Source organism: Sphingobium sp. AP50 (genome assembly GCF_900109095.1).
GTDB lineage: Bacteria > Pseudomonadota > Alphaproteobacteria > Sphingomonadales > Sphingomonadaceae > Sphingobium.
On record NZ_FNYZ01000016.1, the window covers coordinates 69,691 to 93,944 of the forward strand.

General features: G+C 59.8%; 18 protein-coding genes. 9 read left to right on the top strand and 9 right to left on the bottom strand.

Annotation, left to right across the window (positions count from 1 at the left end):
* Nucleotide 1 precedes the first annotated feature (1 nt).
* The 6 genes from BMY84_RS21385 (at nt 2) to BMY84_RS29920 (ending at nt 11,490) form a co-directional block, all read left to right on the top strand.
* Nucleotides 2-361, top strand: a complete 360-nt coding sequence (locus BMY84_RS21385) for a hypothetical protein (protein WP_093086425.1) — start codon at nt 2-4, stop codon at nt 359-361.
* On the top strand, nt 361-1,719 hold the full coding sequence (locus tag BMY84_RS21390) for a phage head spike fiber domain-containing protein (RefSeq protein WP_093086427.1): 1,359 nt from the start codon (nt 361-363) through the stop codon (nt 1,717-1,719). Before BMY84_RS21385 ends, BMY84_RS21390 begins: the two co-directional genes overlap by 1 nt.
* Nucleotides 1,720-1,829: 110 nt before the next feature.
* Nucleotides 1,830-10,742, top strand: a complete 8,913-nt coding sequence (locus tag BMY84_RS21395; RefSeq protein ID WP_093086429.1) for a DUF7359 domain-containing protein — start codon at nt 1,830-1,832, stop codon at nt 10,740-10,742.
* A gap of 58 nt (nt 10,743-10,800) precedes the next feature.
* Nucleotides 10,801-11,103 carry a hypothetical protein gene (locus BMY84_RS21400; RefSeq protein ID WP_143075124.1) on the top strand — a complete coding sequence of 101 codons (303 nt, stop codon included), beginning with the start codon at nt 10,801-10,803 and terminating at the stop codon, nt 11,101-11,103.
* A 37-nt stretch (nt 11,104-11,140) separates the two neighbouring features.
* Nucleotides 11,141-11,326: a hypothetical protein gene (locus tag BMY84_RS21405; RefSeq protein ID WP_093086432.1), complete on the top strand. Its 186-nt coding sequence runs from the start codon at nt 11,141-11,143 to the stop codon at nt 11,324-11,326.
* Nucleotides 11,323-11,490 carry a hypothetical protein gene (locus BMY84_RS29920; protein WP_177204116.1) on the top strand — a complete coding sequence of 56 codons (168 nt, stop codon included), beginning with the start codon at nt 11,323-11,325 and terminating at the stop codon, nt 11,488-11,490. Before BMY84_RS21405 ends, BMY84_RS29920 begins: the two co-directional genes overlap by 4 nt.
* 340 nt (nt 11,491-11,830) lie before the next feature.
* Here the strand turns inward: BMY84_RS29920 and BMY84_RS21415 are convergent, their stop codons facing one another.
* The 4 genes from BMY84_RS21415 to BMY84_RS21430 form a co-directional block, all read right to left on the bottom strand.
* On the bottom strand, nt 11,831-12,352 hold the full coding sequence (locus BMY84_RS21415) for an NUMOD4 domain-containing protein (RefSeq protein ID WP_093086436.1): 522 nt from the start codon (nt 12,350-12,352) through the stop codon (nt 11,831-11,833).
* Between the two features lie 42 nt (nt 12,353-12,394).
* Nucleotides 12,395-12,775: a hypothetical protein gene (locus tag BMY84_RS21420; protein ID WP_143075125.1), complete on the bottom strand. Its 381-nt coding sequence runs from the start codon at nt 12,773-12,775 to the stop codon at nt 12,395-12,397.
* Between the two features lie 724 nt (nt 12,776-13,499).
* Nucleotides 13,500-13,712 (bottom strand): hypothetical protein, encoded by a 213-nt coding sequence (locus tag BMY84_RS21425; RefSeq protein ID WP_093012521.1) that lies wholly within the window; start codon nt 13,710-13,712, stop codon nt 13,500-13,502.
* Between the two features lie 157 nt (nt 13,713-13,869).
* A complete protein-coding gene (locus BMY84_RS21430) occupies nt 13,870-15,243 on the bottom strand; it encodes a M20/M25/M40 family metallo-hydrolase (protein WP_093086439.1) in 1,374 nt (457 codons plus the stop codon).
* 125 nt (nt 15,244-15,368) lie between these two features.
* Here BMY84_RS21430 and ettA point away from each other — a divergent pair, with 125 nt between their 5' ends.
* The gene (gene ettA, locus BMY84_RS21435) at nt 15,369-17,054 is read left to right on the top strand and encodes an energy-dependent translational throttle protein EttA (RefSeq protein WP_093086441.1); all 1,686 of its coding nucleotides are present in this window, start codon (nt 15,369-15,371) and stop codon (nt 17,052-17,054) included.
* 17 nt (nt 17,055-17,071) lie between these two features.
* Here ettA and BMY84_RS29390 read toward each other — a convergent pair whose 3' ends face one another.
* The 4 genes from BMY84_RS29390 to BMY84_RS21450 form a co-directional block, all read right to left on the bottom strand.
* Complete coding sequence (locus BMY84_RS29390) at nt 17,072-17,611, bottom strand: hypothetical protein (RefSeq protein ID WP_143075126.1); 540 nt, start codon at nt 17,609-17,611, stop codon at nt 17,072-17,074.
* Nucleotides 17,612-17,803: 192 nt separating this feature from the next.
* Nucleotides 17,804-18,805: a cytochrome-c peroxidase gene (locus BMY84_RS21440; protein ID WP_093086442.1), complete on the bottom strand. Its 1,002-nt coding sequence runs from the start codon at nt 18,803-18,805 to the stop codon at nt 17,804-17,806.
* An 83-nt stretch (nt 18,806-18,888) separates the two neighbouring features.
* Entirely contained in the window at nt 18,889-19,797 is a 909-nt protein-coding gene (locus tag BMY84_RS21445; RefSeq protein ID WP_093086444.1) for a DUF481 domain-containing protein, read from the bottom strand.
* Between the two features lie 55 nt (nt 19,798-19,852).
* Complete coding sequence (locus BMY84_RS21450; RefSeq protein WP_093086446.1) at nt 19,853-20,338, bottom strand: RNA pyrophosphohydrolase; 486 nt, start codon at nt 20,336-20,338, stop codon at nt 19,853-19,855.
* Between the two features lie 221 nt (nt 20,339-20,559).
* Here BMY84_RS21450 and BMY84_RS21455 point away from each other — a divergent pair, with 221 nt between their 5' ends.
* Both BMY84_RS21455 and BMY84_RS21460 read left to right on the top strand, forming a co-directional pair.
* Entirely contained in the window at nt 20,560-21,936 is a 1,377-nt protein-coding gene (locus BMY84_RS21455) for a cryptochrome/photolyase family protein (protein ID WP_093086448.1), read from the top strand.
* 36 nt (nt 21,937-21,972) lie between these two features.
* Nucleotides 21,973-23,241 carry an SAM-dependent methyltransferase gene (locus tag BMY84_RS21460; RefSeq protein ID WP_093086450.1) on the top strand — a complete coding sequence of 423 codons (1,269 nt, stop codon included), beginning with the start codon at nt 21,973-21,975 and terminating at the stop codon, nt 23,239-23,241.
* A gap of 245 nt (nt 23,242-23,486) precedes the next feature.
* On the opposite strand, the gene BMY84_RS21465 is transcribed toward BMY84_RS21460, so the two are convergent.
* Nucleotides 23,487-24,194 (bottom strand): SDR family NAD(P)-dependent oxidoreductase, encoded by a 708-nt coding sequence (locus BMY84_RS21465; RefSeq protein ID WP_093086452.1) that lies wholly within the window; start codon nt 24,192-24,194, stop codon nt 23,487-23,489.
* Nucleotides 24,195-24,254: the final 60 nt, after the last annotated feature.

The following is a 24,254-nucleotide window of genomic DNA, read 5'->3' on the forward strand; positions in this document are numbered from 1 at the left end:
CATGGCAACTCTAGACGCAGCCCGCGCTTCCTATGTGCAGACCGATTACCGTTTGATCGAAAAGAAGGATCAGGCGGTCCGAAGCAGCAATACCAACGCGATCACCTTCGAAAAACCGACCCAGCTATCGCAGTCTGCGGCACAAGCGATAGCGGACACCATCTTCGAAATCGTCCGGGTTCGCACAGGTGTCTATCAGGTCATCTGGCACGACATCCTGCGCCTTAGTCAGCTTGATGGCGGAGTGCCGACGTTCCGCCTCTATGATGATAGGCTGGGGCTGAACGGCCTGCTCACCCGACTAGAAAGTTTTGAACCCGACTTTCGCGCGAACAAGACCACGTTGACGGTGGTGGGCTAATGGTCGCGTTCGTCTGTTTCCCTGAAGCTTTCAACGTGGTGGAAGCGGCGGCAGTGGCAGCCAACCCGGCGACCAATATGGCCGTCGACACGCCAAGTCGGGTTTACCGATCCTCGACGGTAACGCCTTTTTTTGTGGTCCAGTCATCCTGTGTCACCCCGATCGACGTGGTCGCTATCGTTGGTACCAACCTGCGCAACCGGGACACCGTCCGCATCCGCGTCGGGTCCAGCGCGGCAGCGGTCAGCGGGGAGGGGACTGCCACCGCCGACTACACGATGCCTGCATACTCAGGTATGAAGGCAGATGAAAAATTGCCAATGACCGTGCTGCGTCTTCCCGTGCCAGTCTATGACAAGTTTGTTCGCGTGGATGTTACCGCGACTGGCCACACCGATGAATATGTACAGATTAGTCGATTGGTCATTGGCTCCGCCGTCGACAATGAGGGCATCGGTGGTGGATCAGAAATCGCCATCAACGACGTGTCTGTACCCTACACGGTCGCAGGGATGGCCTACTTTGACCAATTTCCACTGGGTCAGTCTTTCAAAGCGTCGATCCCCTACATCAGCGATCGCGAACGCCTCCAGAAATGGCAACCGATGCTGATCAAGGCCGGGATCACCAAGGCAGTCTTGTTCGTCCCCAATTACAAATTGAAGGCCAATCCAAACCTGCTGCGCGACAGCCAGACCTTTTCAGTTTGGAGCGTGACCGGTGCAGTTAGTTGGCTCAGAAATACCGATTATGCGCACGATGGATCATTGACAGCGGCCATCATGGAGGACGCCGATCCAACTGGGGCCGTTGGCAATTTCAATCAGACGATTACCATCCCGCCAGATGCAGCGACCTACACAGTTAGTGCCTTCGTAAGAAAATCGGACGGCCCTCCGGTTCGCGTTGCGATTGAGTTGACCGGCGGGGAAGGCGTGGCCGCTGTCTCGACCTTTGTTGCGGTCAATCCTGCCACTGGAGCGACTAACTTTGCGGGCAACTCTAACGTGCTCGACGCCGGTGACTATTGGCGCATCTGGCGACCATTGGGGAATAGTGTGGGCCACACCAGCGCGCGTATCCGAATCTATCCAGCCATCACGACGCCCGGCAGCCCGTTGACCGGTAGCAGCGCCGCAGGCGTCGGAAAGAATTCTATCAGCGGTCCCCAGATCGAGCGCGGCGGGGAACTGACTGATTGGGCACCGACTTCTGCGGCCTTGGCTAACGACACACATTATGCTGCGATGGAGCAAAATGACGCGGTGTTTGGTTTCATTACAAAATCGACACCGGTAAAGATGAACGCATATGATTATAACTCATTGGACCTGACCGTTACAAGCATCGTCCTATGATCGAAGGTTTCTAGTCACGACTAAATAGGTCTGTGACTAAAAACATCCTGATAGAGGCTTCGCCCTACAACCCCGCTACTTCAAGTAACATCACTATTCGCTGCGCGTGGATGCGCGCCACCGCAGCAGGCGTCAATGTCGGCGGTTACGAGTGGCTGCCCTGCATCGCGGTGTCTCCCGTCCCGACCATCGTCATCGGCAAAGACGCGATGGTCGCCGCCTATGATGCGAAATTCGGCAAGTTCGTCCTCCGGCTGGATCAAGCCGAATTCGGTAATCTCAACTGGCGTAACCTCATCTGGGATGGCGCGCTAGTCCGGCTGTTCAGCGGCGACGAGGGCGCGCCGTTTGCCTCCTACCGGCAGGAAATCGAAGGGTTCTGTGGCCCGGCAAGCGTCGCTGGCATCAATCTCGAAATGGAGATTTTCGGGCCGGAAGCATCGCTGGCCCAAGACCTTCTGACTCTGACCTATGCGGGTACTGGAGGCGCTGAAGGGCGCGCTGAATTGAAGGGCAAGCTGAAGCCGTTTTCGATCGGCGAGTGCATCAATGTCGAACCGATCCTGATCGATCCAGCGTATCGGGTCTATCAGTACCATGGCTATGGCGAGACGCAGGATGTGCTGGCAATCTATGAAAACGCGGTCAGGATCGATGGTTTGGTTCCGTCGATCGTGGAAACTTATGCGGCACTCACCGCGCCGAACCTGCTACCTGACCAATGGCTGAAATGTCCGAAATTGGGCATGTTTCGCATGGGGGGCAATGCTTCTGGTAAGCTGACCGCCGACGTCCGGGGCGCAAAGGACGGGACGACCTACGTCAACACGATTTCGGCGATCGTCCCCAGCCTTATCAAGCGGGCTGGGGTGCCTGCTGCCAAGATCAACCAGACCAGCCTGAACAAGTTCAGCGGGCGTAGCTGGTCCTATTATACGGCTGAACAGGCATCCATCGGCGATGTCGCGCGCGATGCTTTGTATCAGGCAAACGGCAATCTGTTCGCGGACGCGCAGGGCGTGTGGCGCGCGTGCGACCAGTCCCAGACCGCAACGGCGATCAACCTTACTCGTGGCGACAATGTCGAAGAGATCAGTCGCACCGGCGAAAACCCGCAGGTTTGGAACCTCAAGGTTGGATATGATCGCGTCTGGGCCAAGCATAGCAGCACTGAAATCAGTGGAGCGCTGAAGGAAGCACAGGAAGCGGCCGACGCAGCGCAGTTTGCCGCTGATACCGCGCAGGATGCAGCGGACGCGGCGCAGGCCGACGCCACGCTGGTGAAGAGCCGGGTAGCGACGATGTCCAGCGATGGTTGGCTCGACCGGAGCGAGAAACATCAACTGCTTCAGATGGTCCAGCAATTTACGCTGCAAAAGAACAAATGGGAGACAGAATCGGCGCGCACGGCGGTGCAGCCTCCGGTGACCTCCGAGCGCAATGCAGTGTTAGTGGCCTACAATTCGCTGATGTCATATCTGGCGGGCCTGTCGCCTGCCTATACGGATACAACGCAGGATACCCCGATCAATCCGGCGCAGTATAATGCGGCGTTAAATGCGTTTCCCGATGCGGTCGTGACTCTGACGGCGGCATTGGCCAAGCGTACCGAATATGTCGGCGGTGAACCTGCTGCCAACATCATCACGGCCTACAACAACTTCAACAACCGCAATGACCGGCTTGCGACGGCTGTTCCCGCGCCGACCTTCGCCACCGACGGCAGTGCGATCGAACATGCGCTCAATACTGACGGTTCGGCCAACATCACGGTCAAATGGTCGTGGGGCGGCAGCAACGACGATATAGACGGCTTCCGTCTGGTCATGCGGTCATCTTCGACATCGACGGCCTACACCTTCGGTGCGGCGGTGGGTGAGGAGCAGGCGGTCGAATTGCCTGCTGATCGCCGTACCTTCATCGCCAGCGGTGTCCCCGCTAATCTCTATTACACGTTCTTCGTGGAAGCCTATCGCACGGTCGACAAGGATGTCGCGACAAGCGGGGTCATCAAGTCGGCAGCAGTGAAGTCGACGCGATCGGACGAAAATCCCTATCGTCCGGCTGCGACCGTAAACTTCGCTGGTACCGTGACTGGCTCCATTGGCAACGATGTAACCATCGGCAACACGACGGCGGCGATCCTTGCTGGTCTGGCGCAGGGCGCTGTCCAGATCGACACCGTTGCCCCTGCGGCAGTTGCCGGGCTGACGGTCGGTTCTACCGCTTCGTTCGACGCCGTTGGCGGCCAGATCATCACCCTGAACATCGCTTGGACTGCATCGTCGGCAACCGATCTTGCGGGCTATTCGATTGAAATAGCGCAGGGTGCATCGTCAACAACCTTCATGCAGGTCGGTAGCGTCGGCAAGACAGCCACGACTTTTGCGTACAGCGCTGGGATTCTGGCAAACACGGTCTATCGTGTGCGGGTCAGCGCTTTCGACAATTCTGCGAATGTCGGCAACTGGTCGACCATCGTTAACATCACGACGGCGCGCGACACCGCAGCGCCAGCGGCACCGACAGGGCTGACGGCCGAAGCGCAGGCGTTGGACGCGATCCAGTTGAACTGGACCAACCCTACAGCGACCGACCTCGACCACATCGACATTTACGAAAACACCGGCAACGCCAGTGGTTCGGCGACCAAGATCGCCACGGTCAATGCGTCGGCTGGTCAGATTGGTGGCTATCGCCGGTCGGGTCTGCCTGCATCTGCGGTGCGGTACTACTGGCTGAAGGCTGTCGATACCTCGAACAATGCCAGCGGCTTCAGCAGCGTTGCAACGGCCACCGTCAGCAAGGGCGTCAACCTCACCGATTTTGATCCGACCCTTGGTCTGGTCGTGCCGCAGGAAGTCGCCAGCAACCCGACGCCTGCATCGTGGACCGGTTCAAAACTGATCCGCAATACCACCGATGGCGCGCTTTACGTTCTGGAGGCTGGAGTTTGGAAAAAGGCGATCGACATGACTGCGATCAGCGGTCAGGTGGTCGACACCCAGATCGCCACCGGCGCGGTCACGCAGACTAAAATCGGCGAAAATGCTGTCGGAACAGCGCAGATTGCGCCGCTGGCTGTGACGGCTGCGGAACTGGCCAACTTGACCGTCAGCACGGCTAAGATCGCCAATGACGCCATCAGCACTGCGAAAATTGCACCGCTGGCCGTAACCGTTGCTGAACTGGCAAATCTCACGATTTCCGATGCGAAAATCGCGCCCAACGCCATCATCGAGACAAAAATCGCCACTGGTGCGGTCACCAACAACAAGGTTGGTGAAAGGGCGATCACGGCCAGCAAGGTCTTCATCGGCGACACGTCTAATATGGTGCCCGATCCCGGCTTTAACGATCAGGCAAGCTGGACGGGTTCAGCCTACGCATTGTCGACCACGACTTCGATTTTCGCGAGCGATTACTATCTCCGCATTCTACCAACGGCGGCGGCCCCGCAGCAGGTCCGTTCGGCGGCGATCCCGGTAGAAAAGGGCACCGCCTACGCGATTTCAGGTATCCCGTTCGGGAGTGCTGCCAACTCATCGACTTCGACCATCTCCGTCGAATGGTATTCGGACATTGAGGCGACGACCCTGATTGGTTCAGCAGTGGAAATCGGGTCGTCGACCAGCACTAGCCAGACGCTTAAAACGGCGATCGTCACCGCTCCGGTAACTGCGCGCCGGGCCAAGATTGTACTGGCCCGATCGCCCGGCACTAGCGACACAGGCGAAGGCCGCTTTGCCAACATCGTCATGCGTCGCGCGGCCACCGGCGAACTGATCGTCGATGGGGCAATCATCGCTGACAAGCTTGCCGCCAATTCGGTCGATGCTACCAAGATCGTCGCGGGATCGATCACAGCCAGCAAGCTGCTGATCGGGGACACGTCCAATATCTTCGGCGACCCGCTGATGGTCGACCCGGCTTATTACGCGCTCAACATCTACACGCTGGTCCCAACGACCAACAGCGTGGCATCGACGAATCGACTGCAAAGCCCGTCCGGGACGACCCAGCAGGACGCATATTCCCTGTTTTTTCCAGTTGAGGGCGGGAAGGACTATTTCGCTAGTTGCGCCGCGTGGGTCATCTCCGGGGCCACGACCGGGACGGTCTACATCAATTGGTACACTGATACGACGGGAGGCACCTCCATCAGCAGCCCTGTCGTAGGCCAGACCAATTCGATTGATGTGAACACCCGCGTTTCTACCATCCTGACGGCCCCGGCTAATGCCCGATCGGCACGCTTTGGCTGGCGAAAAGCTGCATCGGCTGCGAATGCAATGGTCGGTTTTGCCGAGCCGGTCATGCGTCGTGCAACCAGCGGCGAATTGATTGTCGATGGTGCGATTGTCGCCAGCAAGATCGCAGCCGGTGCCGTCACCGCAAATAAGATGAGCGTGGTCGCGGGCGGTAACGTCGCGGATAATCAACTGCCTGCGGGCCTGTTCGTTGGATCGACTGGCGACACGATCGCGGCTGTCCAATCGAATGCGAACACGGCTCTGACCGGAACGGCACAGTATCGCACGACTGGGGTGCCGACCAATGCACCCACGCCGACCGGCTTGACATGGACAGATAATAGCAACGCCACCGCCAACATCCGTCTGGATTGGGCCGCCTACACGCAGGGCGCGCGTCGGGCCGACCTCATCATGATCTTTTGGAGAAAGGGCAACGCTGCGCCGACCGTCAACGATTCAGCAGTTAGCTTCCCCGTCAATTCGGCTGCGTCCTATTACATCTTCGAAGGCATCAGTGCTGCGGACACGTATAGCTTCGGCATCGCTGCTGCGCGGCGCACGGAAAACGGCCTAGAGGTCGGGGCCATCGTAGCGCCGACATCACCGAACTGGCGGAACCGTGGTGGCGGTACGCCAAACTTCACCGCGAACATCGACGGCACTGCCGCAACCACGATCAAGGCCTACGCGCTCGATCCGGCGACCGTGATCAATGCCGCATCGACCAATATCGATCCGGGTAAAATTACGATCGCTGGAGCGGTGACGCTGGACAACTGGCGCACCCCGAACACGACCACGATCAACGGCGGCATCATCACGACCAGCACGATCACGGCCAGCAAGATCGCGATCGGCGACACGTCGAACATGATTCCTGACCCGAACATGGTCGACATCGCGGCGTGGTCAGGGACGGTCACAACCGCAGTTGCGTCTGGCACCTATCTGTCGACCAATTTCCTTCAGTCACAGACGACGACGGCTGTGGCTGAGTTTGCAACGACGCCCATTCAGGTCGAGGCCGGGAAGGAATATTTCGTGGCCGGAGGCGTGCGGCCTTCGACAGCCGGAACCACTACCAGCCTGTACGTGAATTGGTTCACCAGCAGCAGCGGGTCGACTGGCCTTGTCGCGACCGACTTGGTCGGCAGTCAGTCGAACGCGAGTTTTTCGTCAATCTGGAGCAAAATCTTGGTCGCGCCAGCGTCGGCCCGGTCTGCAACGGTTGTGTGGCAAAAACCTGCTTCGGCTTCGGCTGTGCGTGTTGAAGGTATCTCCCCGACCTTCAGACGGGCCGCATCAGGCGAACTGATCGTCGACGGCGCGATCGTTGCCAGCAAGATTGCTGCTGGCGCGGTCACAGCGAACAAGATGTCGGTCGTCGCCGGGGGCAACGTCTCGGACAACCAGCTTCCGAACGGTCTATTTGTCGGTACCAGCGGGGACACCATTGGCACCGTCCAGACACAGGCAGCGGGTGCGTTCGACGGGACCAGCGGCTATCGGGTCACTGGCGTCCCGTCGAACAATCCGACCGCGTCCACCATCACGGTCACGGCGAACGCCAACGGCACCCGCAACATCCGCCTAGACTGGGCTGCATACACGCAGGGGACGCGCAAAGCCGACCTGTTGATGCTGTTCTGGCGGAAAGCGTCCACCACGCCCACAGTCAACGACAGCGCGGTGCCGGTCAACGTCAACACGTCGGCCGCGTCTTATTATATCTTCGAAGGCATCAATCCGACCGATGCAATGTCGTTCGGCATCGCTGCGGCACGTCGCACCGAAAATGGCATCGAAGTTGGTGCGATCCAGACCATTTCAGCGTGGACCAACGTGGCTACAGCCACCGCGAACTATACAGGAAATATCAACGGTACGGCAGCATCGACCATCCGCGCCAATGCGCTCAACCCAGCCAGCGTTATCAATGCGGCGGCGACCAACATCGACCCCGGCAAGATCACCATCATGGGTACGACCACGCTCGACAACTGGCGGACGCCCAACACCACCACCATCGAAGGTGGAGCGATCACGGCCAACACCATCACAGCAAACCAGATTGCCGCGAACACCATCACGGCCAATAAGCTGGTGATCGGCGACACGGCCAACATCGTCGACAATGGCTGGAGCAACGGCAAACTTGAAGGGTGGTCCACACAGAATGTGACCAATTTTTCCCCTGATAATGGCGCTGGGGCTGCTGCGGGCTGGCGTATCCAGTCGATCGGCCGCGATCAGGCGACGTCGGCTGCGGTCGCGGTGACGCCGGGCGAAACCTATTACATGCAGGCGTGGTGCTACAATCAGCACGGCGGCCGGGCGAACATCTATGCCTTTGGAAACGCCGACCAGACGGTCAGCGGGACGGTGACGATCACCCCGGTCGCCTTTACCGATGCCAAAAATGTTTGGACCAAGGTTAGCGGCATCTACACCGTTCCGACTGGCGTTGCGGCTCTGCGTATGTGTCTACAAAGCGAGCGCACCGCAGGTAGTGGTGATCCGACTTTTTGGTCAAAACCTGTGATGATCCGGGCGGCAAACTCCGAACTGATCGTCGACGGCGCGATTATCGGGTCGAAGATCAAAGCGGGCGAAATTATATCTGAGCACATCACGGTCGGGACGCTGTCCGGTGACCGAATCGCGGCGCGATCGATGGGTGCGGGCAGTCTGGTGGCTGGCAGCATCACCGTCGACGAAATGGGTGCAAACTCGATTTCGGCCAACCAGTTGCAGGCCAACGCAGTCACAGCCTCGAAGATCAAGGCGGGTGAAATCACCGGCGACAAGATCAACAGTGCGACCAGTCTGCCAGCGAGCCTGACGATCAGCGGAACCGGATTTGCGCTGGGCACGATCAACAACGCGCTGGCCAACGCGACCCCGCTCGCCACTTTCAACGCCTTGTTCGCCGCATGGGCGGGCACCACCCCAGTCGGTTGGAATACATGGGGTTCGCAGGGTACCCTGACAAAGGTGACCGGCGCAAAGTCAGCCAACGCAGTCCGCATCACAGCTACGGCCAACGGGCAAAATGGCATGGTCCAGACTGGCGACGGCGCGACCGGCGCGGGCAATTACGCGCTCTACAACTCGCGATGGATCGTCATCGAAGCAGATATCACCCTGAACGGCGGCAACCTGCAAGGCGCGGGTATCCTTGTGCGCGCCACCAGCGGTGGCGACACATATTTGAATTTCGCCAATGACCCGGATGTTGGCGGCTTCGTTTCCGGAAACGGCAACGTCGGCCAGTCTTATTCATTCAGAAAGCTGATCGCTACCAACGTCGGTAGTTCGACGCGGCCGGAAATGTATCTGATGAACCATTACGGCGGCATCGGCTCTATGGCGACGGCCAACGATATCACATGGCACTATGCGGGTTGGCGCTACGCCTCCGAAGCCGAAATCAACCCGGCCAAGCAGGTCAATCAGAATTCGACCCAGATTGATCCGGGTAAAATCCTGATCAGCGGCGGCACGTCTTTGGCCTCTTGGCGCAACGGCGGGGACAACACGAAGATCGAAGGTGGCTCGATCGCTGCCAACACGATCACAGCAAATAAGCTGACGCTAGGTAACCGCAACATCGGCTTTATCGGGTTCAACTTCGAATGGAACCCGGCGGCCAATCGGGTGGAATGGTCCAACGGCTATATCTATTGGCAGGATGACAACAACAATCTGGTCGCCACTCTAGTCAGCGCGGGCAACACGGCTAGCGCGCCTGCGCATCAATTCATCTACTGGACCAAGGGTTCGGCGACCTTCAGCTATACGCAAAATCAAGGCCTGATGATCACCGACAACACCGTGCAGGTTGCTGCTTGGTGGGGTGGGAACCAGTTAAACGTGAACTACGGTGGCACCATCATGCACGGTGACCGCATCACCACCGGCACCATCCAAGCGAACCGTCTGAGCGTCAACACTCTGTCGGCCATTTCGGCTGATATCGGGACGGTACAGGCCGGTATGATCCGCAACGCGGCAGGGACCAGCCAGTTCGATGTCACCAACGGTCGCATCATGTTCAACAACGGTAGCGTAATGAAGGTGTCGGGTTCCGGTTTCGGGACTAACAGCCAGTTCATCGAATGGTTTGGCCCGGCGCTCGGCAATATCAATCAGTGCAGCGAGTCAAACGCGACCAGCTACCTGCGCGCGGATGGCTCGGCTTATTTCGGTGGGGCACTGCTGGCTGGGACGTTGCGCAACTCAAATGCGACATCGCTGGTTACCGGCAACGCATCCACGTCGGTCGGTCCGTTCGGATCGAATGGCAATCAAATCGTCGTCGTAGCAAGCTGGTCTTGGAACAGTGTGGATTCGCAGATTTTCGCCGCCACTGCACAGGGGCGGTCCAACTATGTCGCTGCCATCGCATCGCTCCAGTCCAGCGGGTACACCATCACAACGCAGGACGGTGGTGCGTCCCATGATGGCTACAAAAACGATGGTCGCGATAGCAGCCAGTTCACGTTGTCGATCAGCAAAAGCGGGGCCGCTGTGGCAAACGAAGGCGGCGTGACCGGCTACGTTTCGATAATGGGCATCCGCCCAGAACCGGGCGACGGGCAGCAGGGCGAAATTCGCTACACGTACAGCTTCGCGAAATCGCTGACCTACACTGACCCCGAAAGATCGACGAACGCCCGGACCTTCGCGGCGACGATCGCGCGGAATTTCACGCCATCGGGTGGGGTGTCGATCCAACAGCGGGTCGGGATCAATACGGTCGAATGACAGGCTTGCATCTCCGATGTCGTTTCGTTTCAATGACGTGACGATATCGGAGGATAGCATGAGCGATTTCAGGCAGATGGTCGTTGACGCGGGAGTGAAGGAACTACGCCACCAGCTTGGCGACGATGAGGTCGACCAGCATGGCACCTACGTCCAAGTCGAAAGCGGCTTCAAGATGGCCCGTCTGGCGGAGCATATCCTGCGGACGGCTTTGGGGTCGGACAATGAGTATATTATTCAACAGATCGCGCAGGAGATTGCCGGGCCGGGCGAGGATTGGGAACCGCATCTGAGCAAGGCGGCTGACATCCTGACGGCGGTGTGGGGTGCGGTAGGTCACCTAATGGACCCGCTTCCCTAGCGCCCGACCGATCGACCGGGTCAGCATAATTAGATGTATGACCCGCGCTCTAAAATCTCGAATCAAATCAACCGCCAAGAAGCTTTGGCGCGCACCGCACTTTAAAAAACTGTTGGCGGCTGCTGTCGCGGGTGGCCTCACCTTTGCCGGGGTGGCGACCAACGGGGCGGACGTCGAACCGTATGTTCATTTCATCGCTATCATCGCTGGTAGCGTCCTGTGATCGACGATGTGAAGAATATCGGCGATGCACTCAGCCTGACCGTCACAGTGGCGACGGTGGGCCAGTTTCTGCCGCACCTAGCTGCCGTTTTGTCCATTGTCTGGACCCTGATCCGGCTGACCGAATGGTTTGTAGAAAAGTGGCAAAGTCGATCAAAAAGTTAGGTCTGATCGAAAGTCGCGATCACACCAGCCAGTGCATCAAGTTGGTCGTCAGTTAATTTTCGCCAATACGGCAGATACCGAACCGTCTGGCGGCGCTTCGTCTCTCCCTCCAATTTTCCATTGCGGGTGAGGTCGATCGATGTTCGCCATCTGCTAATGAGCAGCGTCTTTCGCTTCGTGGTCGTGGCAGCGTCATACTCGCGCTGAAATAGGTCTATCAGATACACGACATACTTATATGGGCGGGCCGATCGCATGGACCGGCCCTGAACCTGACGAAGCGCTCACCGCCACCTTGGTTGTTCCTCATGATAGCGGGGGAGGTGAGGCGGGTTCAATTTTAATCGAGATGGGACCAGTTTTTCCCCTGTTTGATGTGGGTGATGGCAGCAGGCGTTACGTCATATTCGAACGCCAATGATCGACCGGACTGGCCTTCGTCCAGTCGACTGCGGATCAGCCGCACCACGTCCGGTGTCAGTTTGCGCCGCTTGCTGACATATCTTGTCCCGTGAACGTGCATGTCCGCAAAATTGCCTGCCCGCGTATCATATCTGAGATTGGCGGCCTCGTTGTTCAGGCGATCGCCATCGTTGTGGCAGATGTCATGTTTATACGGGCGTGGACCAAGAAACGCTGCGGCCACCAGATGATGGACGTAAGCGCACTTCTGCGTTCCATCGCGACACAGCGTGATCGTCGAATAGCCTACGGCGCTAGGCGGCGTTGCAAGCACGTTGCCGCCTTTCAAGCCCCGACTGGTGAACCGCTCAAGCGACCGCACCCGACCCATATTTGAAACTTCGTAAAAGCCTTCGTAGCCGTTTACCGAGCGCCACTCCTCATGCTGAATTATACTCATGCATTATTTAGCATGATTACCCTGCTGACCCTCGACTAAGGGCTAAAAAACGAGGTTTTGCAGGTCGGCGATCAGAAGGTCGCCTTCCTCCATCATTGCCATCGCGCTGGCCTCCATGTGGAGCCTGCTGGCCTCCATTGCGTCCCCATCCAGTTCGGCGAACTGGGCTGCCTGACGATATCCCCGCGAAGCGAACCAGCGAACCCGATGGAAGTCGCTCAGGTGATCACGTCGGCCGGGATGATAGAGGTCACGGGCCTGCGGCTGGTACGCCGGACGACCACGGGGAGGCAGGCCGAATTCGGCGCGCTCTTGGTCGGCCAAGCTAGCGATGAAGTCGGCCTGCTCTTCGTCGGTCATGTCGACGGTGGACCAGTCAGCGCCGTCACCGGCCAGCATGTGGGGAAGATCATGGGTGTCCATGATCTTACTTATGCAGCGGGGCCGATTAGCGCCGGGCGCTATTCGTGCTTTCAAGTAGATTCATGGTGTTTGGACCGGAACCGGCTTTGAGGACGTCGGTTATCCCAACATCGGACTTAGTTTCACGCCCCCCCGCTTGACAGTCCGATAACCATTGCGACCCCGTCAGCATTCCCTGCTGGCGGGGTCTTTAGGTTCACGGGCTTTAATCTAGGAAACCGCCCCATAAAAAGAAGCCGAACGTCCAAACGACGATCCACGCGATCTTATTCCTCATCGTTCGAAGCTAGATATAGGCCGCACACAGGCAAAGCCAAAAATGCAAATCCCCAGATTATCCCCAGACCTATCTGGGGATTTACTCAAAAATGGCGGATTTACGAGTGTTTTTGGAGCAATGAATTTGCTCCCAAAGCAGGCGCGCTACCAGACTGCGCTACTCCCCGACGAGGGGCGGCCTTAGCGGGGAAGGTTGCGCGCCGTCAATCGCGATCATGCTGTTAGTGAAAGAAAAGCCACAACAACAGGATGATGGGGATCGGAACGCCCAGCAGCCACAATAATATGCCTTTGCCCATGATCCTTCTCCTTATCGAGGTTATGGCTGAAAAACCCTCAGAGCGGCATGGATGTTCCGCCTTTCTAGCGGACGAATTTGGCGCACATACGAAAAGGGCGGGCCGCAGGGAGCGGCCCGCCCTTCGAAATCTCGCTACAGCGAAGATTACTTCGCGTTCGCGGCGTTCTCAGCAACGTTAGCGGCGTTAGCAGCTTCGTTGGCAGCGTTCGCGGCGTTGTCAGCAGCGTTAGCGGCATTGTCGACAACGTTTTCGACGACAGCGTTCGAAGCGTTCGCGGTCTCGTTGGCCGGCTTCTCACCGCAAGCAGCGAGGGCCATCAGGCTGGCCGAAGCGAAAACAACAGCGATCTTCTTCATTGTGTAGGGCTCCCATAGCATTTTGCCGCGTCTGGCACGTTACAAATGTGACCCTACGCGAGCGACCCGCATTAACGTGTGCGTTGCACAAATCAATGATTTTTTGCGCCGGTGAAACGACGGAATCACACGACGGGATGTTGTCTACAATAAAAGTTCAGTTAGCGCCCAGACTTTCTGGCGCATTTGCGGCGAGGTGCAGCGTCACCGCCCAGGCCGCGACATTCTGTTGAAGCTGGGCCGGATCGATCTTGTCCAGCGTATCGTCAGGCGTGTGGTGGATGTCGAAATAGCGGGTGCCATCCTGCTGTAGATCGATGACGGGAACGCCTGCATCGACAAGCGGTTCGATATCCGATCCGCCATGCGCCTTGTCCCGACTTGGCACGACGCCCAGGGGGGCGAGGGCCGCGCCGATGCGCCCGGCCAGCGGCGCTGCCGCTTCAGGCAGGGTGAAATCAACCCGCCAGACCTTGTCCGCGCCAAAGTCCGATTCGAGGACGAGGGCGTGGGGTTCCTTGCCGTGAGCGGCAAAATAGGCGCGGCCGCCATCGCCACCGACCTCTTCTGCGCCTGCGAAGAGGACACGGATGGTGCGGCGGGGCGTGCCGGCCTTTGCGACCTGAAGCGCGGCGGCGGCGATGATGCCGCAGCCCGACGCATCGTCGATCGCGCCGGTGCCCTGATCCCAGCTGTCGAGGTGACAGGCGGCGACGATGACGCCCGCCTTGGGATCGCTGCCGGGGATTTCGCCGATGACATTGCCTGACGGCTGGTCCTTTAGCGTCTTCGATACGGCGGTCAGATGGATACGCACCGGATTGCCGCGCGCTGCGACGCGGGCAAGCTGGTCGGCATCGGGCACGGAAAGCGCCACCGCCGGGATCGGCGTGACGCCATCGGCCCACATCTGTACGCCGGTATGGGCGATACGATGATGATCGGTGCCGATGGATTTGACGAGGATGGCGATCGCACCCTTCTTCGCGGCGATGCTTGGCCCCTGGCGGCGTGCGGCACCATAATAGCCATAGCCCGATCCGTCCTGTGCCGCCTTCATCTCATGGCTGACAAAGGCGATCTTGCCCTTCAGGCTGCCGTCCGGCGCGGCCTGAAGATCGGCAATGGTCGGGAAATAGACGATTTCACCCTCGATCCCCTGTTCCGGGGTCGAGCCGCTATTGCCCAGCGCCGCGATCACCAGATTTTGCGGGAAGGGGCTGACGATGCGGGCTTCGTCATGCACCCGCTGCCATACCGGCATCTTATAGGGTTCGGCACGGACGTTGGAGAAGCCCAGCGCCTTCAGCTTCGTCACGGCCCAGTCGCGGGCGCGCGCTTCCTGCGGCGTGCCGGCGGGACGGGGGCCGACTTCGGTCGTCAGCCCTTCGGTGAAGGTCCAGGCGACATCATCCTTCAGCGCCGCTTCGCGAATCGCGCTACTGTCCGCCGGGGCGGCTTGAGCCAGGGAAGGAGCGAGGATGCTGCCAAGGAGGAGGGCGGCGAGCGGGCCCGATCGGATTTTCTGCATGAATGAAGGCGTAACGAGCCATCACCCATTTGCCAATATCATCCGCCTCCGCTAACTCGGCCCAAATTTCTAACTGATTTTTCTATCTGTCTTTTCCTACCTGTATTTTCGGAGCAGCCGCACCCATGTCCGCCTCCTCACAATATGCCTATGTCATGAAGAGCATGACGAAAACCTTCCCCGGCGCAGCCAAGCCGGTGTTGAACAATATCAACCTGCAATTTTACCGTGGTTCCAAGATCGGCATCGTCGGTCCGAACGGTGCGGGTAAATCGACGCTGATCAAGATCATGGCAGGCATCGATACCGATTTTTCGGGCGAAGCCTGGCCGGGCGAGAATGTCACCGTCGGCTATCTGCCGCAGGAGCCGCAACTCGACCCCAACAAGACGGTGCTGGAAAACGTCAAGGACGGCGCGCGCGAGATCGCCGACAAGATGGACCGTTTCAACGAGATCAGCATGATCATGGGCGACCCGCCGGAGGACGCCGATTTCGACGCCCTGATGGAGGAAATGGGTACGCTTCAGGAGCAGATCGACGCGGTCGACGGCTGGTCGCTCGACAGCCAGCTTGAACTGGCGATGGAAGCGCTGCGCTGCCCGCCGTCGGACTGGTCGGTGGAAAGCCTGTCGGGCGGTGAAAAGCGCCGGATCGCATTGACCCGCCTGCTGATCCAGAAGCCGGACATTCTGCTGCTCGACGAACCGACCAACCATCTTGACGCGGAAAGCGTCACTTGGCTGGAAAATCACCTGAAGGAATATGCCGGGTCGGTCCTGATGATCACCCATGACCGCTATTTCCTGGACAATGTGGTCGGCTGGATCCTGGAACTCGATCGCGGAAAATATTTCCCGTACGAAGGCAACTACTCCACCTATCTGGAGAAGAAGTCGAAGCGTCTGGAACAGGAAGATCGCGAAGCGACCGGCCGCCAGAAGGCGATCAATGACGAGCTGGAATGGATCCGTCAGGGCACGAAGGGCCGCCAGACCAAGTCCAAGGCGCGTATCAAGAAGTTCGAGGAACTGGTCGCGGGGCAGAACAGCCGTTCGCCTGGCAAGGCCCAGATCGTCATCCAGGTGCCGGAGCGTCTGGGCGGCAAGGTGATCGAGTTCAAGGGCATCACCAAGTCGTTCGGCGACAAGCTGCTGTTCGAGGATCTGTCCTTCCTGCTGCCGCCGGGCGGTATCGTGGGCGTCATCGGGCCGAACGGCGCGGGTAAATCGACCCTGTTCAAGATCATCACGGGTCAGGAAACGCCCGACAGTGGCGAAGTCGATATCGGGTCGACCGTCCGTCTGGGCTTTGTCGATCAGAGCCGCGACCATCTCGATGATTCGAAGAATGTCTGGGAAGAAGTGTCGGACGGCCTCGATTATGTGAAGGTCAATGGTCATGACATGTCGACCCGTGCCTATGTCGGCGCCTTCAACTTCAAGGGGCAGGACCAGCAGAAGAATGTCGGCAAGCTGTCGGGTGGTGAACGCAATCGCGTCCACATCGCCAAGATGCTGAAAAAGGGCGGCAACGTGCTGCTGCTCGACGAACCGACCAACGATCTTGACGTCGAAACGCTGGGCGCGCTGGAAGAAGCGATCGAGAATTTCGCCGGTTGCGCCGTGGTCATCAGCCATGACCGCTTCTTCCTTGACCGTCTGGCGACCCATATCCTCGCCTTCGAAGGCAACAGCCATGTCGAATGGTTCGAAGGCAATTTCGAGGCTTATGAAGAAGATAAGCGCCGTCGTCTGGGCGATGCGGCGGATCGTCCGACCGCGCTGGCCTATAAGAAGCTGACGCGCTGATCGAATAGCGTCCGCCGCTAAAGCGGCGGACGCTTCGGCAAAGTGCAGTTACCCAAAATCTCGGCGCGATGTGTCCATCCCGCTCGAAGCACTGCTGCGACGCAATCCAACTCATGATTATTGAGTTGTTCGTGGTTTCGACCGGGGTAGAGCCGATTTAGGGCAATTCCGACTGGTGAATCATGTCTCAGCGTCAGCGCTCTTATCTGGCACTGATTCAGATAAGCCGGCCGGTAAACGGCAAATCCCAGTTCGCTTAGGTGAAAGCATCCTTTGATGTCGTGACGTTTGCATATGCCACGATAGACTTCCCATTCTGCGTTTTCGAAAGATTGTATTTCTCGCAGTGATTTAGGATAGCCGCTGGGATGGCTGAACGGCCGATCACAAACCGGGCCGATCGCAGATAATTCTGTGCTTGCTGCATTCAGTACCGGACGGGCAGCAATCCACAGGCTTGCAAAGGCCAGCAATCCAATGCCGCCGACAGTTGCCGTTACGGTTAACGCTGTCCGGCGAAGCAATTTGATGATCGATCGATCTTTTTTGATGTTCAAGCAACACCTCGCTGGTTGAAGCCGTAGGGCTATGGATTTGCCTAATCGCCCCACGGTTGCAATCTTTGCAACCGTGGAAATCCATTTCGCACTTGCGATGGTGGCGCTAACATTTCATAGAGAGCGGGCCTTTCAGGCATCCTCTCCTAAAAACTTTCAGGCCGGTCCTTCTTGGATCGGTCTTTTTTTTGGTCAGATGCCGGTGGGGCAGGCGGCCGGTGGTGGACCGAAGGCGCTGTTTTCTAAAAAGTCGCGATCCGTCAGCGAATCGAGGAAAGCGAGCAGGGCGGGCATGTCCATGTCGGCCAGTTGCGGCGCGGCATGGCGGCGGATCGCCGATTCGATGCTGGGGCTCTGGCCGTCATGCAGCCATGGTCCCGTTACCGCGACATTGCGGAGCGATGGGGTGCGGAAGCGTTCGGGCGGCGGCTCGAAGCCGGGAGGCAGCGGCTTGCCGCCATAGAGGCTGGCGTCCATTTCGCTTGGCGCTGCCGTACCAACATAATGAACCTGTCCGTCGGTAAGGTCCGGGCCATTGTGGCAGGCGACGCAGCCGGATACGGCGAATTGCGCGGCGCCCTTGCGCGCCAGCGGCGTCTGGGCGCCCCGGTCATGGGCGCTGCCGAAGGAAATCAGGGTCCGCTGAAACGCGCCGAGCGCCGCCGTCACCATGGCATAGTCTATTCGCGATGCCGTGCCGGGGAAAGCCCGCGCGAACAGGCCGCGGTAGCAGGGATCTGCCGACAGCCGCTGCGCCAGTTCGCCGTCACCGTCGGCCATGCCCATTTCGACGGGCTTGCTGCCGGTCATCGGGACCATCGCCTGCGCCTCCAGCGTCGAAAGGCCGGCTTCGGTCCAGGTAAGGCCGGTGCGCCAGGCGACATTGGTCAGGCCCGGCACGTTGCGCACGCCCATCTCCCCGGTGACGCCGACATGGGTCGGCAGGCCATCGGTAAAGCCACGGGCCTGCTGATGGCAGTCGGCGCAGGCCATGCTTTTGTTCTGGGATAGCGCGCGATCGTAGAAGAGGCGGCGGCCCAGTTCCACCTTGGCGGCCGTCATGCTCATGCCTTCGGGCAGGGCGGGCGCGGCGACGCCATCAGGCAGCGTTGGCCAGTGCCACTCCGGCCGCACCGCGCCCGCCACGGAGGTCAGCAGCAGCGCCCCCAGCATCGTCATCATCGAACCGCGCATCGTTCCTCCACCCCTGTCGGACGGATGGAGGCTGCCTAATCCGCAGGCAGAGGTCAAAGCCGATCGATACGTGTCAGATCGACTTAGAAATCATAGGTCAGGGTCAGGCGGCTGAGCGTGTCGAAATCGCGCGCCGCCAGCACTGTTTCCGATTCATACTGGACATTATAGGAGAAGGCGGCCGACCAGCGGGTGCTGACCTTGGTTTCCACCGATGTCAGCGAATTGAGCGTATAGACATCGCTTTCGGCATAGCCCGATGCGGTCTGCTTGACCGTTAGCGTCGGGGTGGCGCGCCAGGCCAGCGCCATCGATCCACGAACGCCCAGCTTCGTTTCGCGTTCGCCGATGATATATTTGGCATGGCGGATGGACGGACCGATGTCCGCCGACAGATCGACCGGCTTGGACATGATCAGCTTGTAACCGACACCGACCGATCCGGTATAGCGTTCGTCATAGCCAATCGACGTGTCGCGCTCGAACTGGGCCAGGCCATAAGCGAAGCCGCGCGCGTCAAATTCATAACGGGGTTCGTAACTGCCGAAATAGCGTTCGCGCGAAGTGACGCCGTTGGCGCGGCGATAATCGGCGCTGGCGGTCAGCTTGTGTGTCCACTGGATGCCTGTGCGGGTCGCGGTAGCGGCGGCGCTGATTCCGATTTCGCTTGTCGAACCGGTGGAGCGGAAGCCGCCCGCCTCGATCCGGCCGGTCCACAATTCGTTGAAGCGCGCTTCGCGAATCACCGTGTCGTGGGTCGCTTTGGTCCGTTCCTTCCAGCTATTGACCATGCGCTGGATTTCATCGGCAGAAGCGGGATTGGTCTGCTTGGCGATCTTGGCAACAGTCGCGATTTCCGTTTCGTTGCCATTGGCGATCGCCGCTTCCATCATCTCGCGGACCGACGGCGGCAATAGCGCACCGTCGGCGGCTTGGGCCGCGACGGGCAGAGTGGCGATCAGCAGCGGAATGGGGATCAGACAGGCACGCATGCCCCCGTCATACCGCCGCGACCGCGAATTTTAAGCCCCCAAAACGTCTATCTGTTCAGATAAGCGTCCGGAACTCCTGCAATATGTCGCGATAGAGCTTGCGCTTGAACGGTACGATCAGCTCCGGCAGCGTTTCGGGCGCGGCCCATTTCCATTCCCGAAACTCCGGATCCTTGGTCTGGATATCGATATCGCTGTCGTCGCCGATGAAGCGGGCCAGGAACCAGAACTGGCGCTGGCCGCGATATTTGCCGCCCCACAGCTTGCCGACCAATTCCGGCGGCAGATCGTAGAAATGCTCATCCTTTGCCTTGGCGATGATCTCGACATGCTCGCGGCCGATGCCGGTTTCCTCGCGCAATTCGCGCAGAGCTGCGGTCTTCGCATCCTCGCCCTCGTCAATGCCGCCCTGTGGCATCTGCCAGGCTTCCACGACATTATCGAGTCGCTGGCCGACGAATACCTGGCCATTCATGTTCACGAGCATGATTCCGACACAGGGCCGGTATGCCAATTCCCGTTCATTCGGCGTCGAAGCCATTATGTCCCCTATAATCCTGATCCCGGCAGACCATACCCCTTGGCCTGCCTTCGGCGCCGAACATGGGCGCGCGCCGTCAGAATAGGCAGGCATACGCGCCACGTCCATTGGACGAATCGCGATTGCGGCGATTTGCGACGAGGTGATGCAGGCGCGCCGATGAAGGCAATATGCCCCAACGGCCGCTTGGAACCGGGACGGGGGCGGCGCATTGGCATGGCATGTCCGATCCCGTTCTGCTCTGGTTCCGCCAGGATATCCGCCTTTCCGATCAGGCCGCGCTTGCCGCGGCGGCGGCCGAGGGGCCGGTCATTCCCGTCTATGTGCTGGATGATGAGGCTCCGCGCCAATGGGCGATGGGCGGTGCGGCGCGCTGGTGGCTGCACCATAGCCTGTCCGAGTTGGACGCCAGTCTGCGGGCGAAGGGCTCCCGCCTGATCCTGCGGCGCGGCAATTGCGCCGAGGTGCTGGAGGGGTTGGCCAAGGAGGTGGGGGCATCGCGGGTCCATGGCCTGCACCATTATGAGCCCTGGTGGCGCAATGCAGAAAAGGCGGTCGGGCGGGTGCTGGACCTCACGCTGCATGATGGCGGCCTGCTGTTGCCGCCCGGTGCAGTGCGGACGGGCGCTGGCGGGCAATATCGTATCTATACGCCTTTCGCGCGGGCCGTGATGGAGCATATGCCGCCCGCGCAGCCCCATCCAGCGCCGCACCGGGTCGATGCGCCGGCGCATTGGCCCGCCAGCGATTCGCTGGAGGACTGGGCCTTGCTGCCGACCGCGCCGGACTGGGCGGCGGGTTTCAGCCGGGACTGGACGCCGGGCGAAGAGGGCGCGCGGCGGCATGTCACGGATTTCATTGATGAAGTGGGCGACTATCCCGAAGCGCGCAACCTGCCGTCGATTGAAGGCACGTCGCGTCTGTCGCCGCATCTGCATTTCGGGGAAGTGTCGCCTGCCACTGTCTGGCACCGCGTCACATCTTCGCAGAAAGATATAAATATCTTCCTCAAGGAATTGATCTGGCGGGATTATGCGCATGTACAGATATGCCAGTTGCCCACCTATGGATCGGCCAATGCGCGCGGCGAATTCGATGCACTGCGCTGGCGCGATCTGCGGGATGCCCGGTCCGATTTCACCGCCTGGAAGACGGGAAGAACCGGTTATCCCATCGTGGATGCAGGCATGCGGCAGCTTTGGGCGACCGGATGGATGCATAACCGGGTGCGCATGATCGCCGCCAGTTTCCTGATCAAGCATCTGCTGATCGACTGGCGCCATGGCGCGCGCTGGTTCTGGGATACGCTGGTCGACGCCGATTATGCCAATAACAGCGTCAACTGGCAGTGGGTGGCAGGCAGCGGCGTCGACGCCAATCTCTTCACCCGCATCATGGCGCCGCTCAGCCAGTCGGAAAAATTCGACGCGGCTGACTATATTCGCGAATGGGTGCCGGAACTGGCCGACCTGTCCGACGACGTGATCCATGATCCCGATGCACATGATGCGCGGCCCAAAAACTACCCCGCGAAGATCATTGGCCATCGGGAGGGACGGGAACGCGCGCTGGCCGCCTATCGCCATATGAAGGGATGATTGCAGCCGCGTTCACCTTGTTGCAGGATCGGCGCCATGAACGCCACCGATCCCCGGCGCGGCCGACGCGCCCTGTCCGTACACCAACCGCCGCTTAGCGGATCGCCGGGGCGACTGGCACGGTTGGTGGCCCCTGTCTTTCATCGCATGCTCGACCGGATCGATCTGGGGCTGGAACAGGGCGCGCTGGAGGCGGTCCTGCCGGACGGAACCCGACGGCTGCTCGGCGGCCGGGCGGATGGGCCCTCCTGCATCGTGGAAGTCCATGACTGGCGCGCGCTGCTTCGACTGGCGAGCGGCGGATCGGCCGGCTGGTATCGGGCATGGGCGGCGGGCGAATGGTCCAGCCCGGACCCGGTGCCGCTCTTTGCGCTGTTCATGCGCAATGCCGCAGCGCTGGGGCGGGCAGCGCGGCCGCGTGGTCCGGCACGCTGGATCGGCCGGATCGCGCATTGGGCGCGGCGGAACAACCGGGCCGGGTCGCGCCTTAACATCGCCTATCATTATGATCTGGGGAATGATTTCTACAGCCTGTGGCTGGACCCATATATGCATTATTCCAGTGGCTTGTTCCTTGACCCTGACAGCAGGATTGAAAGTCTGGAACAGGCGCAGCGGCGCAAGGTGGATGCGATCCTCAACCGGTTGGACCTGAAGGATGGCGACGCTCTGCTGGAAATTGGCTGCGGCTGGGGCGGGCTGGCCGAACAGGCGATGGAGCGGCAGGCGATTCGCTATACGGGCCTGACCCTGTCGACCGAGCAGGCGGACTATACGCGCGACCGGCTGGGATCAGGCGCGGACATCATGCTGACCGACTATCGCGATGCGCAGGGGCAATATGATGCAATCGCCAGCGTCGAGATGGTGGAGGCGGTCGGGGAGCATTATTGGCCCGCCTATCTGGCCGCGGTCCATCGCCTGTTGAAACCCGGCGGGAAGGCGGCGATCCAATATATCCTGATCGATGACGCCCTGTTCGAAAGCTATGCGCGCGGCGCCGACTTCATCCAGACCTATATCTTCCCCGGCGGCATGCTGATTTCGGAAAGCCGCTTTCGGGCGCTGGCGGCGGCGCAGGGGCTGGAATGGCGGGACGTCCACCGCTTCGGCCTCCATTATGCGGAGACGCTGCGACGTTGGCGCCAGCGCTTCGACCGGGCGATCGAGGAAGGTCAGTTGCCCGCCAGTTTCGACCAGCATTTCGTGGCCTTGTGGCGCTATTATCTGATGTATTGCGAAGGCGGTTTTCGCGGAGGCGGGATCGACGTGGCGCAGGTGACGCTGGTCAAATCCGGTAATTGATGTCTCGGCATTATATGTTCTGCGGTAATCCCATTTTGTGATAGATTGGGTAGGTAGGCTAAACGAAGCGTACCTTGTTGCTTCGCCTCGGCTTACCCTGAGTGGCGATGACAAGGCGTCAAGCAGGCAAGTGACAAACAGACAGCAATATTACTGATGTTGTTCTTCAGTGACACCAAATTGATGTCTGTTACCGTTGGACAGCGGTCTCTGAAGGAGGGAAGCAGCCCTTGTGCTGCTTCCCTCTATTCCACGCGCATCCTGTGCCCGGTCGGCGTATCGGCCGTGACCAGTTGCACGATGGCATCGGCCACCACTTCCGGCCCCTTCAGGCTTGCCGGATCTTCGCCGGGGAAGGCGCGGGCGCGCATCGCGGTGCGGGTGGCGCCGGGATCGACGATATGGGTGCGGATGGCGGAGATATTCTTCACTTCCTCGCCATAGGCGCCGACCAGCGTTTCCAGCGCCGCCTTCGACGCGCCATAGGCACCCCAATAGGCGCGGGGCGTTGCGACCGAGGAGGTCAGCGCGACGATGCGGGCGTCACCACTGGCGCGCAGCATGCCGTCGAATGCGGCGATCAGCGCCTGCGGCGCGGCGATGTTGAGCGTCAGCAGACGGGAAAATTCCTTGGCGTCAATGGCCTGCACCGCCGCCAGCGATCCCAGCGTGGCGGCGTTCAGCACCAATATGTCCAGCGCCTGCCAGCGTCCGCCGATTGCCTGCGCCAGTCGGCCGATGCTTTCGCCGTCGATCAGGTCGAGCGGGGCGATCGTCGCATGGCCGCCGGCCTGATGAATGCGATCCTCGACCTCTTCCAGTCCACCGCTCGTCCGTGCGGTCAGCACGACATGAGCGCCCGCCGCGCCCAGCGCCAAGGCCGTGGCGGCGCCTATGCCGCGACTTGCGCCCGTGACCAGAGCCAGTTTGCCGGAAAGGGGAAGGTCGGACATGGCACTCCCGTCGCTCCGGTCGACTGCCGGAGCCTGTTTGCGTCAGAAATGGAAAGGGCG